This is a genomic window from Fodinibius sp. GM21 (genome assembly GCF_058386955.1).
Genome location: NZ_JBYEIQ010000005.1, coordinates 25305 through 44366 on the forward strand (window position 1 = coordinate 25305; position 19062 = coordinate 44366).

Genomic DNA, 19062 nt, shown 5'->3' on the forward strand with positions numbered 1-19062 from the left:
TTATTTGTAGAGAAGATATTGCTTGCGCTTCTCTTTGAATTCTTGAGCTGATTTCCCCCATTTTTTGAGGTATAAATCGTCTTTTAGCTGCTCTTGTAAAAATGGATTATCAACACCGCTGAGTTTGGGCATATAATCATTAAGTGAGGCATTAGGGGTTGCTTCAAGTAGTGTCGTTAAAAGTTCAGCTCCGAGTGCAACGGGGTTAAAGGCATTGGGATCAGTTACTTGTATAGCAATACCGTGACATCGTTTGCCCTCAAATTTGGGGTTGGATGCTTTGCCTGGAATAGATTCCGGAGTAAAAGAGCGCCGTTCAATGTTGACGCCGGCAAATTGTCGGCGAAGCTGGGCTATATGTGAAGTGGTCAGTTTGGTTTGCGGGGATCCTATTCGCAAAAAGGGGTCATTGGTTCCGCGACCTTCAGACATTGTTGTTCCCTCAAAAAGGACGGTCCCCAAATATACATATGCATGAAAAAAAGTGGGCAGGTTGGGAGAAGGTGGAATCCAATCAAGACCTGTGTCAGGCCATTTCATGGAACGATTCCATCCTTCCATGGGAATGATCCGAACAGTTGCTTGTTCTGGATTTTTAATCCATTGTTGACCCACCATCATTTTAGCCAGTTCTCCGAGCGTCATCCCATGTACCATCGGAATGGGATATTTGCCCACAAATGTTTGGTGTTTCTCCTGCATCATCCATCCTGAAATTAGGTTGCCGGCGGGATTAGGACGATCTAAAATCCAGACGGGAATATTTTGGGCAGCCGCTGCTTCGATGATATTACCTAGTGTAGCATTATAGGTATAGAATCGGGCCCCAACATCCTGAATATCGAAAAGCAGGATATCTACCTTTTCAAGCATTTCGGAGGTGGGTGTGCGGTTTTTTCCGTAAAGCGAAAAAACAGGCAGACCGGTAGACTGGTCAATGCCGTCTTCTATAGTTTCTCCGGCTCCAACGTCGCCTCGGAAACCGTGTTCAGGAGCAAAAAGTGCAGTGACGTTTATATCACGAGCAACTAAGGTATCAAGCATATGCGAGCCTTCAACGCGGGCAGTTGGATTCATCACTAAGCCCACGCGTTTGCCTTCGAGCTCATCAAGATGATGGTGAAGCAAGACATGAGCACCTACTTTTACGGTTGGCTGGGATTGGGTCAAATTGCAGCCCAATAAAGTTAGACACGCACAAACGGTAAGAAGGAAAGTTGCAGCTCGCATATCCTCGAAACTTGTGCTAGGCTTTATTAGCAACTACCTCAGATTCAGAAAAGAAATAAGCAGCTTCTTTTTTACCATTTTCTACTGAGTCGGAACCATGAATGATATTTTCGCCTACACTGTCTGCAAAGTCGGCGCGGATGGTTCCTTCTTCAGCTTCGCTGGGATCGGTAGCACCAATAAATTCGCGAAAATCTTCAATAGCATTTTCTTTCTCGAGAATCATGGGCACGCAGGGACCGCTGCTCATAAATTCAACAAGCTCATCGAAGAATGGACGTTCTTTGTGAACAGCATAAAATCCGCCTGCGGTATCTTTGGTCAGACGAGTCATTTTCATCGCAACAATGCGAAAGCCGGCTTCTTGGATACGGCTTGTAACTTCGCCAATTAGATTTTTTCGTACGCAATCTGGTTTTAGGATCGTGAGTGTTCGTTCTACTGCCATAAAATGAATTTAAAGATTTGTAACAGATTAGTATTTCTATGCTCTTTTAAATAAAGGACGTAAATATAACGCTTACTGCACTAATTCACGAAGTCGATTGTGCAGAACTTTTTTGTTTATAAATATCTACAGATAAATGGTGAATCATAAAACGGTACAATTATCTTGGAGCTGGCAGGTCAATGCTCTTCCGCAAGAGATTTGGCCATTTATTACGGATATCAATCGCTTGTTTAAGGATTTAAATCAGCCTAGTATCCAGAAGGTTCATATTACACAGTCGGTAGATCAGGATTTGATTCAGCTATCCTATAATGGTATCAACCGTTATGAGGTGTGGGAGGAAGAGCCTTTTGAGTGGGAATATCCATTTCGCTTTGGTATGGTTCGACATTACCAGTCGGGGGCCTACAAGGATTTGAAAATACAGGTTGACTTAAAGGAAAATGAAAAGGGCACCCGGTTAATGGTTAAGCTTTGGGCTATTCCTAGAAATAAACTCCTTTCATTTTGGACAACATTAAAACTTAAGACGTTGGTGAAGCGACGTTTTAAAAGTGTAATAGATACCTATGACCAGTTAGCTATAAGTAATCGTCAAAATTATCAAATTGCCAAGAAAAAGGGACTGGTTCGGGGTGGTGAAAAGCGGCTACGCCAAATTAAAGAAGAGTTGCATAATAGCCAGGTTGATGCCGTGGTACTAGAACGGTTGATTGAGTTTATTCGCCGCGCCGATGACTTGGAGCTGCGTCAAATTTCTCCACCCAAACTTGCAGAACAGTGGGGATTATCTAAGGAAAAGGTTTTTGAGGTTTTTATCCATGCTGCTAAAGCCAATCTGTTAAATTTTAATTGGGATTTGTATTGCCCTTCCTGCAGGGGTGTTCAAGAATCAGTAAAAACCTTGAACCAGATTCATGAGCCGATCTATTGTGATGAGTGTGAGCAGGAATTCAAGGTTAATTTTAATAAAACGGTTCAACTTAGTTTTACACCGCATCCGCTCATCCGAAAAATAAATAAGGATGAATATTGTACGCGTGGACCTCAGCAGAAGTCACACGTGGTGATCCAGCAGTATCTCAAGCCAGGCCAAAAGCGTTATTTAATGACAGATTTACAATCCGGGGAATATATTTTACGATCGACCCAATCAAAGGGCACCGCAATGGTTCATGTGGATAAGGATGGAGATGATACGGTTCATGTAAATATTAGTCCATCCGGACTTACCGGTGAAGAGGTTCACATTGCAAACAGCCCCAACCTGAGTATTGAAAATACGACTGACAAAAATCAGCTGATCACTCTTGAACAAAAGAGCTGGTCTTTGGATGGCGTAAGCGCCGCCCGGGCAACATCTTCGCAGCTGTTTCGCAATCTTTTTGCCAATGAAGTATTGCGCAAGGGTGAGAAGATATCCGTTGATAATTTGACGTTGATGTTTACCGATTTGTTTGACTCAGCGGGCATGTACAACGAGGAAGGCGATGACAAAGCTGTGGGACAGGTCATTGACCATTTTGAAATTTTGCATCAGGTTGTTTCAAAAGAGAACGGTGCTATTGTTAAAACTATTGGCGATTCGGTAATGGCGGTATTTTGTAAGCCCGATCAGGCTTTACGGGCATATTTAAGGGCTCAAAAAATGATATCCGACGACGAACGCTTCACCGATAATTTTCAGTTAAAGGCCGGAATTCATCACGGGAGCTGTGTAGCTGTCAATCTTAACAGTCGGATTGATTACTTTGGTAGTACCGTTAATATTGCTTCCCGGTTTGTGGATTACGCATCAGAAAATGAGCTTATTATTTCTCAGAACGTATTTAGCAAGTATAACTTGCAAGAAATGCTTGAGGAGTCTGACAATAAAGAGAGAATTGAGGATATGAATATTCGCCTGAAGGGATTTGATAAAGAATCATTTTCCATTAAGCGAATTCAAATAAGTGATTCCCCTCTGCGACTGGCGATATAGGATTGTTTTCTTATCTGAATTTATAGCTTGAGAGCCACCGCTACTTACCGTAGCTTATCTGCTGTCCATACAATTTTTAAAACCATATATCTGATATGAACGCAAAAGAAAATTCTCGTCAGCCCGTTGCTCCCGGAGCAAAAAAGATGAAAAAAGAGAAGAACATTGCACTTATTGCCCATGACAATCGTAAAAAGGATTTAATCGATTGGTGCGATTTTAACAAAGGGTCGCTTTCAAAACATAACCTGTTTGGAACAGGTACGACAGGCCAAATGATTGCCGATAAGGTGGGTTTGGATGTGAATCGCTTTAATAGCGGTCCGCTGGGGGGCGACCTGCAAATTGGGGCTGCCATTGCAGAAAATAAGATTGAGATGATGATCTTTTTCTGGGATCCATTACAAGCTCAACCGCATGATGTAGATGTAAAAGCACTGCTCCGGATTGGCGTACTTTACAACATCCCGATGGCGTGTAACCGATCATCAGCCGATTTTATGATCTCAACGGATTTGATTGATGAGGAGTATGATCGTTTTATCGTAGATTACAGCCAGCGCTTTTCAAAAGATGTAGATAAATAGATGAATGATTCTCTAGACAACAATCAAAATAATCTGGCCGATGAATCCAGTCCATATTTACTGCAGCATGCGGACAATCCGGTAAATTGGTATCCGTGGGGAGAAGAGGCATTTGAACAGGCCCAAAAAGAAGAAAAACCGGTGCTGGTATCCATAGGCTATGCAACCTGCCACTGGTGCCATGTAATGGCACATGAGTCGTTTGAGGATGAAGAGATTGCCGAACTGATGAACCGTGCTTTTGTGAATGTTAAGGTAGATCGCGAAGAGCGTCCTGATATCGACAATACCTACATGTTGGTTTGTCAGATGCTGACCGGTAGCGGCGGATGGCCTTTGAACGTCTTTTTGACCCCTGATAAAAAGCCTTTTTACGCGGCAACATATATCCCCAAAGTAGGGCGGCAGGGTCGGCCAGGCATGCGAGAGCTTATCCCGTGGATTTCTGAGCTCTGGCAGAATGATCGGAAGAAAATCTTGAATTCCACCGATGAAATTGTCTCTGCTTTTCAGAAGTCGAATGCATTTTCGCCGGCTGATCATTTGAACAGTGATATTTTAAATGAGGCGTATCAACAGTACGAGCAGCAGTTTGATACGCATTATGGTGGGTTTGGTTCATCCCCCAAGTTTCCGAGTCCGCATAATCTGATGTTTTTGCTGCGCTATGCAGATCGCAAAGAGGAATCAAAAGCACTGGAAGTGGTAGCGAAAACTCTTACTCAGATGCGAATGGGCGGTATTTTTGACCAAGTCGGTGGAGGATTTCATCGTTACTCAACGGACCAGAAATGGTTGGTGCCCCACTTCGAGAAGATGCTTTACGATCAGGCAATGTTACTCATGGCTTATACCGAAGGTTGGCTGTGCACTAAGAATGATTTGTTCAAGCAGACGGTAGATGAAATTGTCAGTTACCTGATGCGAAAGATGCAGGATGAAAATGGCGGATTTTATTCCGCTGAAGATGCTGACAGTGAGGGTGAGGAAGGTAAGTTTTATGTATGGAGCATCGAGGAAATTCGAGAACAATTGCCGTTGGCTGAGGCGGAGCTTTTTATTGAGGCCTATAACTTAACCGATGAAGGGAATTATCATGATGAGGCTACCGGTCGGAAAACAGGTAAGAATATTCCGCATCTGCAAATGTCATTTGAGGAGCTTGCCCTGGAGCGGGATATGGAGCCAGAAAATCTTCGATCTGCATTGGCATCAATTCGAGAAAAATTATTAGAAGAACGCAAAAAGCGAGTGCATCCGCTGCTGGATGATAAGATTCTTACCGACTGGAATGGATTGATCATCGCAGCACTGGCCAAGTCGGGATCGGCTCTCGACAACCAGGATTATATTGCAAAGGCGAAAGCGTGCTGGTCGTTCGTTGAAGATGAGATGTTAACTGAAGACAACGGACTTAAACACCGTTATCGCAACGGTGATGTAGCTATTGATGGTCATGCTGATGATTATGCTTTTGTCATATGGGGTCTTTTGGAGTTGTATGAAGCTACCTTTAAAACGGAGTATTTGCAGCATGCTGTTTCACTGAATAAGAAGTTTATTAAACATTTTTGGGATTATGAAAACGGAGGTTTCTACTTTACGGCTGAATCAGCAGAGGAACTGCTGGGACGTAAGAAAGAGATTTATGATGGAGCGATGCCTTCGGGGAATTCTGTCGCCATCTGGAACCTGCTTCGCTTGGGACGAATGACGGCAAATACGAAGTGGGAACAGATGGCGGACGAATCGCTTAAGTTATTTGCAAATAATATTGAAAAAGCGCCGACGAGTTTTGGAGCCGCTCTGCAGAGTGTAGACTTTTTGGAGGGAGACACCCGAGAAATTGTTATCACAGGGTATCAAAATGATTCTGAGACAGAACAATTTACTCGTCTGCTGCACGCTCGTTTTTTACCTCGGGCAGTTGTTGTTTTCCATGATCGGGATGACAATGCGATTCGTGATTTAGTACCGTACCTTTCTGATTTTGGAATGAAAGAGGGGAACCCTACTGCCTATGTGTGTCAGAATTATGCTTGTGAGCTGCCGACAAATGATCCGGATACAATGCTGGAGCTGCTTCGTTGATGCTATTTATTTACCTTTTCTTTGAAGTGTAATGACTGAGATATTGGGTGGAGCTTCGTATCGAATGGGGGCAAGTGTAAATCCCAATCCATTATTTACATTGATGGGCAAGCCTTTTTCCCGGTACATTCCATGAACATATTTTGTTTCTTGCTGGGATGCGGAAAAGTTCATACCCATAAATGGCACATGAATTTGCCCGCCGTGGGTATGTCCGGATAGCATAAGCTGGTAGTTCTGTTTTTGAGCTTTTGGTATTAATTGGTCGTTGACTTGGTGGGAAGCAAATATTTTTAGCGCACTGGCGCCAGTAGTTTTCGTCAATGAATCTACTTCAGCGGGATTGGATTGCTTGCTGTAGACTTCTGTGACACCGGTAATGGCAATACTACTGGTGCTGTCAATGCTTATGGTGTAATTTTTATCCTGGAGCAAAGGAATATTTTGTTCGTTGAGCGCAGGTTCGATATTGCCGAGACCAGCCCAGTAGTCGTGATCACCGACTACTGCAATGGTTCCATATTTTGACTTTACTTTGCCCAGTTCTTGTGCCGACATCTCAATAAAATCCGTGCCGTAAGAAATGAGATCTCCGGTAAAAATAACGAGGTCCGGATCTTGAGCATTTACTTTTTGGATATAGTTCCTGATTTCATGACGTCCGGTATATTCATCACCCTGTATGTCAGTAATATGAACAATTTTGAGTCCCTCGAGTGATTCGGGCAGATCTTCTACGGCTATGGTATGATGTTCTGCTTGCACTTGAGTGGTTTGGAGATAGGTTTTTGTTGCGGTAAACAGGAATATAGTTACAAATAGTGCTACGATAACGTGTGGATACCACCGGCAGATTACGTTTTTATCTCCAAAAAAGTAGTTGGTGATTACTTTGATGAGATCGGTGATTATGACCCAGGTTGCCAGCTGAAATACGAATATGAGCCCAAACCAAAACCAGTAGGCCAAAGGCTGAGGATAGCTGAGCAGATCGACGGTGCCGGTGGTGTAATAGTCGATAAGAGCACTAAATGGAAAAGCGTAAAATGTGAGCAGTGCTATGGGGACCAGCCATTTATGAAGGTATGATTTGAAGGTTGCGTAATAGCGAAATGATAGGTAAAGTACGGCGGGTAGCATCAATGAAGCTACCACGAGTGTCATTCTGAGAAGCCAGGGCACGTTTTGTTGGTTTTTATTTTATCTGTTATCTAATGTGGAATAATGATTTCTGTAATATTCATCAAATATACCGTTAGCGATGACCAAACGACAAGGAAATAGGAGAACGTTCAAAGAACTTTGTGCAGATTATGTGTTGAATATTCTTGATCAGGATGAGCGGATGCGGTTCGAAGAAATGCTGGATGAGGCGACGGAAGAAGAGCGGGAACTGTATCAGCAGATGCGTACCAAGGGCAATGAGTTGCTATTTTCTGACAAGGATGATCCTTCGCCGGAGGAGCTGAGAGAACAGCTGATTACAGAAGTAGAGGATCGGAATGAGAAGGTTGCGAATCGTTCTTCTCAACATACGGAGTCAGCTACGGATCAAGAGGTTGTAGATGATGTTGCTGGCAACGGGGAAACCCGTGTTTCTCTTACATTGGTGATATCAATTGTTTTGGGTTTTATCTGTTTAAGCCTGGTGTTTTATGCTTTTTCGTTGCGATGGGAGATTAGTGCCCAAGAGCGTATTATTGCCACTCAAGATGAGGAGATAGCTGGTCTTGAAAATAAGATGAATGAGTTGCAGGAAATGCTAGCGGTGGCCGATTCGCGCCAACTATATATAGTGAGATTGCTGGGGATGGAGGCGAATCCTTTTGGTTATGGCAATGTAATTTGGGATTCTCAGAATAACAGAGCCATTGTACGGCTTGCCGAGTTGCCGGCTCCGGATGAAGAGGGTCAATACCAGTTTTGGGCAATTTTTGATAATAAAGCTATAAATATCAGCTCATTTTCGGTAGATGCCAATGGAGACGCGTTATTTCAGGCGGATAATTTAGATGGCTTGGATAAAAGCAAGAATTTTTCATTTGCCGTTACGCTGGAGACCAAGGGCGAATCGTCCCGACCGGATGGCGAAATGCACCTTATGGGAAGCTTTAATGGGCAGTGATCATACCCATTTCTACGATCTACTGTTGACTCATTTTTTGAAAGAGGTAATCCTGGAAACTGAGTACTTTAACGCCTGAAGGGACCTGAACCATGGCTTTGGCAATCGATGAAGTATTCACTTCAGTAGTCTCTAACTTTGATACCAATTGATTGTTTTTAAATACTTCTACTTTAAGGGGAAAGTATTTCTCTTTGAACACAAGGTTTGTTGGTAAGCTGCTGATGATATTTTCAGCACTACCGCTCCAGGACTCGGCCAGCATGCCCCAGTTTACATCGAGCTGATTAGTCATCCATACTTCGGTGTGTTCGTTGGGCTCTTCGTTATCACGGAAAATAAATTTGTCTGTCTGATACCCGTGAATAGTTGCTGATTCACCGGTGCGCTCGTAATTAACATTATCGGCTTTTTCAGCTGTTTTACTTGCATTTTGTCCATTTCCAAACATATTCATCATGGAAGTAATATCGGATTTGGAGATTTTCAGAGCTTCATTATCTCCGGTCAGGAAGACAAAATCTTCAAAATCGAGTCGAACAAGTACCCCCTCAGTTTGGATAGATTCCATAAAACCGTATTCCTTTTCACCCTGCAGTAGAATGCGGTCTGGAGTGATATACAACGTAAAATTATCGTCTTTTTGCTCAACGCCTTCTGATGAATAGTTATAGCTGTTAAAGGTTATTTTGCCCTCGAATTGCGCAGCAGCTGGTTGTTGACTAAAAGAAGCAACTAAGAGCATGGCCGATAGATAATAGGACGCTTTTTTCATGATCAAAAAAGTTTAGGTAAATAATTGGTTATGCTTTTTTACACCGATAACAAATACAAAGTTTCGCTAAAAATAAAAAGCCTGCTCATGTTAACAAGCAGGCTGTTTAACGTTTGGTAACCATAAAAGATTATGCTTCTTGGAGAACGTTGGTATCCACGTTTACTTTATGGATCCAGCCTCCACCGACAACATCATCACCTTCATAACAGACTACTGCCTGACCGGGTGTTATGGCTTCTCGTCCGGTAGGGAAAGTGACTTCGATTTCGTCGTCGCCCAACTGTTTTAGCTGGCCGACAACACCGTCATCGTTGTATCGAATTTTTCCGGTAATTTCCATCTCTCCACCGGGGACTTCGCCATACTTACTCAAATTGATATTTTTGGCTTTGCATGTAGTAGCTACCAAATCCTCTTTTTCACCAATCGTAATAATATTTGATTCAGGATCTATATCAGTGACGTACACACGCTTGCCGAGTGCCAGATCCAAACCGCGGCGCTGTCCAATGGTGTAAAAGGGATACCCTTCATGTTCGCCAACAATGTTTCCATCCTGGTCAACAAATTTTCCGCCTTTGACGCGTTCTTCAAGACCATCAACACGATCTTTTAAGAACCGTCGGTAATTATCGTCAGGTACGAAGCATATTTCGTAGGAGTCGGGTTTGTCGGCTACTTTTGTGAGCCCAAATTCTTCTGCCATATCACGAATTTCAGTCTTTTCGTAGCTTCCCAACGGAAATATGGTACGTGCCAAATGCTTTTGTTCGACGCCCCAAAGTGCATAGGACTGATCCTTTTTGGGATCCAATCCTTTCGAAATAACATATCGTCCATTCTCTTCTCGCACATTGGCATAATGGCCGGTAGCGATATAATCGCATCCCAGGTTATCGGCGCGACGCAGCAGTGCCGCCCACTTGATGTGCGTATTACACAGAACACATGGGTTGGGCGTGCGTCCATTCATATAGTCATCTACAAAACGATCAATAACCCAATCACCGAATTCATCACGGATATCCACGATAAAATGCTTGAAGCCATGGTTGACGGCAATTTGTCGTGCATCGTTCATGGATTCAAGGGTACAACATCCGGTTTCTTTATCCGATTTGCCGCCAACACGGGAATAGTCCCATGTTTTCATCGTAATTCCGATGACATCATATCCTTGTTCTTTGAGCATAACAGCTGCAACAGAGGAGTCTACCCCTCCGCTCATAGCTACTAATACTCGTCCTTTGCTACTCATGGTACTGGTTGAATTCTGTGAATTGTGGATGAACCCCGAAGATAAGGTTTTTTTATGTATTTCTTGTGAAGAGAATTCGGGACCTTTAATAAATATCTTTGACGTATTACATATACAGATAGGGCTTCCAATCCTCCTGAACCCCACCGAGTATAGATTGTAAAAAAGTAATATGAATGGGTCGAAAAGGTTTTTGCTTTAATGGCATCTTTGCTTCTTTAGGAGTGCGGTTTCCTTTTTCGACATTGCATGTATTACAGGCTGTTACGAGATTTTCCCAGGTGTCTTTGCCCCCACGGCTTTTCGGCATTACGTGATCAATTGTAAGATTTTTTGATGAACCGCAGTACTGGCAAGTCTTATGGTCTCGCTTCATAATGTTATGGCGAGACAACACAATTTTGTTGTAGGGAATGTTGATGTATCGGCGCAATCGGATTACGGAGGGATAAGAAAAATCCCTTGAAACGGTGCTAATAGTTCGCTCGGGGTAGTCATGAACCATTTCGGCCTTATCTAAAAATAGAAGTTTAACCGAACGGTGTACCGAGCAAATACTTAATGGTTGGTAATCTTTGTTTAATACCAGCACATTTGCGTCCATAGCATCTACGTTGTTTTACAGCAATGAAATTAACATCAAAAAGATGTTATAACGTTTGTCTGCATGTTTAATGTGTAGAAGCAACATTAAATTTTATTGAAATGCAAGATGTCGTTATATCAATGAGGGAATAGTATTATATTATTTGTACTGTAATGGCAGAAAGTATTCACAGTACACTTCTCAAATCTTACCTATATCATCTAATAATTTTTTTATACCTTTCTGTCTTTTAAAATTGCTATCAGGCAATCAATATTATAAAAAGATTTTTACCATTTAACAGTAACAAGATCAGATTTTTAATATCAATTTATGCCTTACAACAAAAATATGTATACCACCGGATATTATAAGGAGCCCGGGCCCAAGCTTGATGAAGAATCTCCCTTTGAGTCTATGTTAGAACGTTTTCGTTTTGCCGCGGAAGTGCTTGAGCTTGACGAAGGTATGTTTCAATATTTGGCTAGTCCCGTTAAGCAGGTAACTGTTTCTATCCCTATTGTTATGGACAGTGGCGATATTCGTGTTTTTGAAGGATATCGAGTTATCCATAATAACCTGCTGGGACCGTCTAAAGGTGGGATTCGCTACGCGCCTGATGTAACGCTTGAGGAGGTAAATGCATTGGCTGCCTGGATGACTTGGAAGTGTGCTATTGTGAATGTGCCATTTGGTGGAGCTAAGGGTGGTGTACGTGTTGATCCGAAACAGCTTTCGGATGGCGAATTGGAGCGTTTGACCCGTCGTTATACCGCAAATATGCTCGAGGTATTTGGTCCCGATCGCGATATCCCTGCCCCTGATATGAATACAAATGAGCAGGTTATGGCATGGGTAATGGATACTTATAGCATGAATGCCCATAAGACAGAAACAGCGGTTGTTACGGGCAAGCCGATCATACTAGGTGGTTCACATGGACGTAAAGAAGCTACAGGCCGTGGCGTGGTAACGGTTACATTAGCGGCACTTAATAAAGTGGGTCTGTTGCCTAATAAGTGCACCGTTGCTGTACAGGGATTTGGTAATGTAGGTTCCGTTAGTGCAAAGTTAATGTACGAGCAAGGTGCCAAGGTTATTGCTATCAGTGATATTTCCGGTGGCTATTACAATGAAAACGGAATCGATATTCCGGCTGCAATAGAGTATTCCAAAAACAATGATAATTCGCTTGAAGGATATCCTGAGGCCGAGAAAATATCCAACGACGAACTGTTGCAGATGGATTGCGACGTATTAATTCCGGCTGCTAAAGAAGATCAGATTAATAAAAAGAATGCACCTGATATTAATGCCAAAATTATCGCCGAAGGGGCCAACGGTCCGGTGACTGCCAATGCTGATTCCATTCTTGAAGATAAGGGTATTATGGTAGTGCCTGATATTCTTGCGAATGCCGGAGGTGTTACGGTTTCCTATTTTGAATGGGTCCAAGATCGTCAGGGATATTTCTGGACTGAAGAGCGTGTGAATCGTCGCCTTAACAGGATGATGCGCAACGCCTTTGATAATCTGTTTGAAGTTCGGAACCAGTATGACATTACGCTGCGGCAAGCTGCTTATGTATTTGGTATTAATAAGGTTGCTATGACGCTGAAATTGCGTGGATTATACGCTTAGTAGCTTTTGCATTATAGGGGTGTTTAAAATGAAAGACACTCCTTCTTACATCTTTCGTCTATGTCAAAAACTGATACTAATAAACTTGTTCTAGATTCCAAGTTTGAAGAGATGGAACGGTTAGAACCATTCATCGATGAACTTCAGCAGCGGGCTGATATCGATGATGAAGATTCCGGCCGGATTATGCTTGCGCTTAGTGAAGCTGTGAATAATGCTATTATTCATGGTAATAATGAAGATCCGCAGAAACAGGTAATTGTGCTCTCAACTTTAGACAAGGAAAATCGGACCCTTACGATCAGTGTTGAAGATGAAGGGGAAGGATTTGATCCCGAAGAAATTCCCGACCCTCTGAAAGAAGAGAATTTATTAAATGAGGGTGGAAGGGGTGTTTATCTGATCAGGCAGTATGCCGATGAACTGCAATTTTCCAAAGGGGGGGCAAAGGCTACTATTATTTTTCAATTAGATAGTTGAAATTAGGTTGAAAAGAGAAAATAAAAAGGGCGATGAAACACAAGCCTCATCGCCCTTTCTTAATGGGGGAACTTGCTGAAGCTGTTAATTTGTTACTTGAGCTTCTAGCTGCTTCTTAAGCTGAGCTTTAGGTACCGCTCCAACTATTTGATCTACTACTTCGCCGTTCTTGAAAATAAGCAGCGATGGAATACTTCGGATACCATATTTTGTAGACGTTTCGGGATTTGAGTCAACATCTACCTTCCCAACTTTTGCTTTTCCTTCAAACTCTTCGGCAAGTTCTTCAACAACAGGTCCAACCATCTTGCAAGGGCCACACCATTCTGCCCAGAAATCTACCAACACGGGTTTCTCAGCATCGGCATTAATGACTTCATCCTCAAAAGAGTTGTCTGTAAGTTCGATTGCTTTACTCATAATATTTCTTTCACCTTCGTTAATTGTAATTTAAATATCCTTTAATTCAACAAAGTAAATATCGGATAATATAATCCAATTATCACATCGTTTCTTATTATAGAATACATTATCAAAACTTATCTTACCTACCGTTACCATTATAACGGTTTAGTGCAACGGCTTCTTTGCCTACAATGGATCTTAATCCCTCCAGTAATTCTTCATTGGGATCAATAACAAATTTGCGAACGTGCATCGCAAATGGCCTCTTGGCTTCACTGCTTAACACGTTAAAGCGTACATTTGTTTCCCCCTTATTTTTACTGAAGAGTTGTGCCATCTGTTCCAGATCCTCTTCGTCCACGTAGTTGGTATCGATATCCAGCTTCAATTCAATCTGATCCTGATACTTTTCGCGCATACTCTCGATGCGTTCAAAACCATTGGCAATGATCTGCAGCTTTCCACGTGAGGAATCAAAGCTACCATCCACTACCACGCGCGTATCTTCCTGAATCATGCCCAGGCAGCGATCGTATACCTCATTAAACACAACGACTTCTACGTGTCCATGACGATCTTCCATCTCAAGGAAAGCAAAGGGACGTCCCTTTTTATCCGTCACACGATTGACCTTGGTGATGATACCGGCAACGCGTACATCTGTTCCATCGTTAAGCTGATTCAGTTTCTCAGCATCCAAGGTATGTGAGCAAAAAATGCGTACATCTTCCTGGAACTTATCTAACGGATGACCGCTCAGGTAAAAGCCGATGAGTTCCCGCTCCTTATTAAGTCGCTCAATGTTTGACCACTGATCAACCGGTTCCAATTGGGGTTCGTCAATGGCAGATGAATTGTCACCACCATTGCCGAACAGATCCGATTGGTTGGAGTTTTCCATCTCCTGCACGCGCGATCCGTAACTAAGTAAAATCTCCATGTGCTGCAAAAGCTGTCGCCGATTGGCATTCAGCTCATCAAAAGCTCCGGCCTGGAAAAGGCTTTCCAACGTTCGCTTATTACAGACGCTGGAATCAACCCGGCGCGCGAAGTCATAGATGGAATCAAATGTTCCGTTTTCTTCCCGTTCTTTTACAATTTCCTCAACCACATTGGATCCAACACCCTTAATCGCTTCCATCCCGTATTGGATGCGCCCATCTACAGCCACAAATTTTCCTTGTCCGCTGTTGATATTGGGCGGATCCACGGTGATGCCCATACGATTACATTCCTCAATAAACTTCGACACTTTGTCAATGTCGCCCATGTTATGGCTGAGAACAGCCGCCATGTATTCTGCCGGATAGTTGGCTTTGAAAAAGGCGGTCTGGTATGCTACTACCGAGTAAGCAGCTGAGTGCGATTTGTTAAAGCCGTAGTTAGCAAACTCGGCCATGATATCGAATAGTTCTTCGGCTTTTTCTTCAGAAACGCCATTGTCGATAGCGCGATTGGTGAAGATTTCTCGCTGCTCATCCATCACCTTTTTCTTCTTCTTACCCATGGCACGGCGCAGCAAATCCGCTTCACCGAGGGAGTAATTGGCGATTTTCTGGGCCGCCTTCATGATCTGCTCCTGGTAAATCATAATACCGTAGGTCGGCTTCAGGAGTTCTTCAAGGTCTGGATGCGGATATTCCACCTCCGAACGTCCGTGCTTGCGGTCGATATATTCCGGAATAAACTGCATGGGGCCCGGACGGTAGAGGGCGTTCATGGCAATAAGGTCGTCCAGCTCGGTTGGCTTCAGCTGTTTGAGATACTTGCGCATGCCATCCGATTCAAACTGAAAGGTGCCGATAGTATTCCCTTTTTGATATAGCTGGAAGGTCTTTTCATCATTTTCGGGAATCTCATCCAGCTCATAATGGATGCCGTGATTTTTTTCTACATACTTGATAGATGTTTTGAGAATGGAGAGTGTTTTTAGCCCAAGAAAATCCATCTTAAGCAGACCGCAGTCTTCGGCGTGCGGCCCGTCGTATTGTGTAATCAATTCCTTGTCCTTGGATAGGGCTACCGGCACATATTCGCTAATTTCCCCCGGTGCGATAATAACACCCGCTGCATGCACTCCCGTCTGCCGGGCCGAACCTTCCAGCGTACGGGCAAAGCGCATCATCTTTTGAATCTGGGGATCTGGGTGCTCAAATAATTCCTGGATATCAGCTGCCGACTCGGGATTCCTTGATTTATCTAAGACCTTATCAAACGTGTTGAGACCGGGCTGATCGGGAAATAGTTTCGTAATTCGATTTACTTCCTGCAATGGTACTCCCAGTACGCGTCCCACATCACGAATGGCTGTTTTGGCCTTCATCGTGCCGTAGGTTACAATTTGGGCTACATTCTGGCGACCGTATTCCTCTACCACATAGTCAATGACTTGCTGGCGCCCGCTGTCATCAAAGTCGATATCAATATCCGGCGGACTTACGCGCTCGGGATTTAGAAAACGCTCAAAAAGCAGGTCGTGGCGCATGGGATCTACATTGATAATCCCCAAACAGTAGGCTACAACAGAGCCCGCTGCAGAACCACGTCCCGGACCAACGAATACATCCCGTTTGCGCGCTTCGGTTGTAAAGTCCTGCGTAATTAGAAAATAACCGGAGAAATCCATCCGGCTAATAATACCGAGCTCCTGTTCAATACGTTCGCTGATTTCCTGGGTAATTTCGCCGTAGCGTTTTTTGGCCCCTTCAAAGGTCAAATGGCGGAGGTATTCATCCATGGAATCAAACTGATCCGGAATACCATAATGAGGAAGCAGGAGCTCAGAACTAAGATCAATATTGTCGACCTTCTCGATAATCTCATTTGTGTTATCAATGGCCTGTGGAAGATCACTAAAGAGCTCCTCCATTTCCTCAGGCGTTTTTAGATAGAAATCGGTATTCAGGTTGTTGTTGTCATCCGTGAACCGAAAGCGATTGGGATCATTGATGTCGGCATTGGTCTGCAGGGCAAGCAAGATGTCGTGAGCTTCCGAATCTTCCTCATTCACATAGTGGCAGTCGTTTGTGGCCACCATTTTCACATTGTATTCTTTCGACCATTTTACGAGAATTTCATTACAACGGTCCTGATCATTAAGACCGTGACGCTGCAACTCGATGTAGTAATCATCCCCAAAAAGATTGAGATACCATTCAAAAATGGCGCGCGCTTCCTTCTCACTTTTATTGATAATCGTTTGATTAATCTCACTGGCAATACAGCAGGTGGTAGCAATAAGTCCTTCAGCGTGCTCGGCCAGCGTTTCTTTATCAATGCGCGGTTTGTAGTACAGTCCCTCAGTATATCCGAGTGAACACAGTTTCGACAAGTTTTTATAACCCGTCATGTTTTTGGCGAGCAGTACCTGGTGATAACGGGTACGATCTTTTTTATCCTCCATTCCAGAAGGCGTTACATAAAACTCACAGCCAATAATAGGTTTTACGTCATGTTGGTTGGCCGTGTTAACGAATTCCGGTACCCCAAACATATTTCCGTGATCAGTGATAGCGATCCCGGGCATGCCGTGTTTTTTAGATTTCTTGATCAGCTGATTGATGCTCGCGGCACCGTCGAGCATACTAAACTGCGTGTGATTATGGAGGTGTGAGAAGTTCATTCAGGAGGCTTTTCTTTTAATCCTTAGATTGGAATAATAATACTATTCCTGACCGACAATATTAAGGCGTATTTCAGGATAAATTTTAAAAAAAATTCATTCGGGTTTGAATGGTGAGCAGAAACATTCTATTTTTAATTTTACCTAACCAAACTGATCTAATATGTCCACCAAGTATATCTTCGTAACGGGCGGAGTTACATCTTCACTGGGAAAGGGAATTATTTGTGCATCGCTGGGGCGGTTGCTAGTTGCACGCGGATTGAAGGTAACGGTCCAAAAACTTGATCCGTATATTAACGTGGATCCGGGCACGATGAATCCCTACGAACATGGGGAGGTTTATGTGACCGAAGACGGTGCGGAAACCGACCTCGATTTGGGGCATTACGAGCGATTCCTGGATATCAAAACCTCCCAAGAAAATAATGTTACTACCGGTCGTATCTACAATGATGTTATTTCCAAAGAGCGTCAGGGTGCGTATTTGGGAAAAACCGTTCAGGTGATTCCACATATCACTGATGAGATTAAATCCCATATTGTCGAGCTCGGTGAGTCTGGCGATTACGATGTGGTGATTACCGAAATCGGTGGTACGGTAGGAGATATTGAAAGTTTGCCATACATAGAGGCGGTACGTCAGCTGCGGTATGATGTGGGACGAGCGAATACGCTTTCCATCCATTTAACACTGGTACCGTATTTATCAGCAGCCCGAGAGCTTAAAACTAAGCCTACTCAACACTCGGTTAAAACGCTTTCCGAAAGTGGATTGCAGCCTGATATTATTGTAGCTCGTTCTGAGTATGCACTTGATGATACAATCCGCAATAAAATTGCCCAGTTCTGCAATGTAGAATATGATGATGTAATTGCATCGCTGGATGCCGAAAGTATATACCAGGTTCCGCTTTTAATGCAGGACGAGGGCTTGGATAAAAGGGTGATTGAGAAGCTCAAGCTTGATGCCGGCGAAGCAGATCTGGAGCGTTGGAAAGGATTTGTGGAAGCGGTCCGAAATCCATCCACCCAAATTACGATTGCGCTCGTTGGTAAGTACGTAGAACATCATGATTCCTATAAATCCATTGCGGAAGCGTTGATACACGGTGGAGCGGTCAACGATTGCGAAATAAATATCCGTTGGATACAATCGGATGATTTGACAGCAGATAATGTTAACGACAAGCTGGAAGGGGTTTCCGGTGTACTGGTGGCTCCCGGTTTTGGAGGCCGAGGCATCGACGGCAAGCTGGCTGCGGCTAATTATTCCCGTAAAAATGAGGTTCCGTACTTTGGCATTTGTCTGGGAATGCAGTGCGCCGTTATCGAATTTGCCCGGAATGTATGCGGATGGGAAACAGCGAACAGCACCGAATTTGATGAAGATACCGAGTATCCTATTATTGACTTGATGCCGGATCAAAAAAATATTGAAGACAAAGGCGGGACCATGCGGCTGGGATTGTATGATTGCAAAATAAAAAAGGATTCCAATACCTATGAGGCTTATGGAAAGGAATTGGTACAGGAGCGTCATCGCCATCGCTATGAGGTGAATAACAACTTGCGTTATAAGCTGGTAGAAGATGGAATGAAGCTGGTCGGTTTTAATCCTGAGCGTGATCTTGTTGAGATTATTGAATTGCCTGACCATCCATGGTTTGTAGGTGTTCAGTTTCATCCCGAATATTGTTCAACGGTTAATAATCCACAGCCGCTCTTCGTAGATTTTGTTAAGACCAGCCTGAAGCATGCCAAGGAAAATAATTTGGCTGAGCCCATTAAACGGGAAAAGGTTGTAATCAATTAATAGGAAAGGCT

At 43.4% G+C, this 19062-nt stretch carries 15 protein-coding genes; 7 read left to right on the forward strand and 8 right to left on the reverse strand.

The annotated features are described in order from the left end of the window. Window positions 1–1170: an exo-beta-N-acetylmuramidase NamZ family protein gene (locus ACT3IB_RS13115; protein ID WP_491539476.1), complete on the reverse strand. Its 1170-nt coding sequence runs from the start codon at window positions 1168–1170 to the stop codon at window positions 1–3. A 76-nt stretch (window positions 1171–1246) separates the two neighbouring features. Next, window positions 1247–1678, reverse strand: a complete 432-nt coding sequence (ndk, locus tag ACT3IB_RS13120; RefSeq protein WP_491539477.1) for a nucleoside-diphosphate kinase — start codon at window positions 1676–1678, stop codon at window positions 1247–1249. 136 nt (window positions 1679–1814) lie between these two features. Here ndk and ACT3IB_RS13125 point away from each other — a divergent pair, with 136 nt between their 5' ends. From ACT3IB_RS13125 to ACT3IB_RS13135, 3 genes are all read left to right on the forward strand, one after another. Beyond that, window positions 1815–3662, forward strand: coding sequence for an adenylate/guanylate cyclase domain-containing protein (locus ACT3IB_RS13125; protein WP_491539478.1), 1848 nt, complete (start codon window positions 1815–1817; stop codon window positions 3660–3662). Between the two features lie 146 nt (window positions 3663–3808). Continuing rightward, window positions 3809–4249, forward strand: a complete 441-nt coding sequence (locus tag ACT3IB_RS13130) for a methylglyoxal synthase (RefSeq protein ID WP_491539623.1) — start codon at window positions 3809–3811, stop codon at window positions 4247–4249. After that, the gene (locus ACT3IB_RS13135; RefSeq protein WP_491539479.1) at window positions 4250–6340 is read left to right on the forward strand and encodes a thioredoxin domain-containing protein; all 2091 of its coding nucleotides are present in this window, start codon (window positions 4250–4252) and stop codon (window positions 6338–6340) included. A gap of 6 nt (window positions 6341–6346) precedes the next feature. Here ACT3IB_RS13135 and ACT3IB_RS13140 read toward each other — a convergent pair whose 3' ends face one another. After that, window positions 6347–7522, reverse strand: coding sequence for a metallophosphoesterase (locus ACT3IB_RS13140; RefSeq protein ID WP_491539480.1), 1176 nt, complete (start codon window positions 7520–7522; stop codon window positions 6347–6349). A 79-nt stretch (window positions 7523–7601) separates the two neighbouring features. Between ACT3IB_RS13140 and ACT3IB_RS13145 the strand changes: the two genes are divergently transcribed. Next, complete coding sequence (locus tag ACT3IB_RS13145) at window positions 7602–8465, forward strand: anti-sigma factor domain-containing protein (RefSeq protein WP_491539481.1); 864 nt, start codon at window positions 7602–7604, stop codon at window positions 8463–8465. 19 nt (window positions 8466–8484) lie between these two features. On the opposite strand, the gene ACT3IB_RS13150 is transcribed toward ACT3IB_RS13145, so the two are convergent. The 3 genes from ACT3IB_RS13150 to ACT3IB_RS13160 form a co-directional block, all read right to left on the reverse strand. Next, on the reverse strand, window positions 8485–9240 hold the full coding sequence (locus ACT3IB_RS13150) for a hypothetical protein (protein WP_491539482.1): 756 nt from the start codon (window positions 9238–9240) through the stop codon (window positions 8485–8487). Between the two features lie 130 nt (window positions 9241–9370). Next, a complete protein-coding gene (gene mnmA / locus ACT3IB_RS13155; protein WP_491539483.1) occupies window positions 9371–10501 on the reverse strand; it encodes a tRNA 2-thiouridine(34) synthase MnmA in 1131 nt (376 codons plus the stop codon). 106 nt (window positions 10502–10607) lie between these two features. Further along, on the reverse strand, window positions 10608–11105 hold the full coding sequence (locus tag ACT3IB_RS13160; protein ID WP_491539484.1) for an HNH endonuclease: 498 nt from the start codon (window positions 11103–11105) through the stop codon (window positions 10608–10610). Between the two features lie 315 nt (window positions 11106–11420). Between ACT3IB_RS13160 and ACT3IB_RS13165 the strand changes: the two genes are divergently transcribed. Both ACT3IB_RS13165 and ACT3IB_RS13170 read left to right on the forward strand, forming a co-directional pair. Further along, window positions 11421–12728 carry a Glu/Leu/Phe/Val family dehydrogenase gene (locus ACT3IB_RS13165; protein ID WP_491539485.1) on the forward strand — a complete coding sequence of 436 codons (1308 nt, stop codon included), beginning with the start codon at window positions 11421–11423 and terminating at the stop codon, window positions 12726–12728. 60 nt (window positions 12729–12788) lie between these two features. Continuing rightward, on the forward strand, window positions 12789–13208 hold the full coding sequence (locus tag ACT3IB_RS13170; RefSeq protein WP_491539486.1) for an ATP-binding protein: 420 nt from the start codon (window positions 12789–12791) through the stop codon (window positions 13206–13208). A gap of 84 nt (window positions 13209–13292) precedes the next feature. Here ACT3IB_RS13170 and trxA read toward each other — a convergent pair whose 3' ends face one another. Then, a complete protein-coding gene (trxA, locus tag ACT3IB_RS13175) occupies window positions 13293–13628 on the reverse strand; it encodes a thioredoxin (RefSeq protein WP_491539487.1) in 336 nt (111 codons plus the stop codon). A 124-nt stretch (window positions 13629–13752) separates the two neighbouring features. Continuing rightward, window positions 13753–17235, reverse strand: a complete 3483-nt coding sequence (gene dnaE / locus ACT3IB_RS13180; RefSeq protein WP_491539488.1) for a DNA polymerase III subunit alpha — start codon at window positions 17233–17235, stop codon at window positions 13753–13755. Between the two features lie 163 nt (window positions 17236–17398). Between dnaE and pyrG the strand changes: the two genes are divergently transcribed. Next, the gene (gene pyrG, locus ACT3IB_RS13185; protein ID WP_491539489.1) at window positions 17399–19051 is read left to right on the forward strand and encodes a CTP synthase; all 1653 of its coding nucleotides are present in this window, start codon (window positions 17399–17401) and stop codon (window positions 19049–19051) included. Window positions 19052–19062 lie beyond the last annotated feature (11 nt).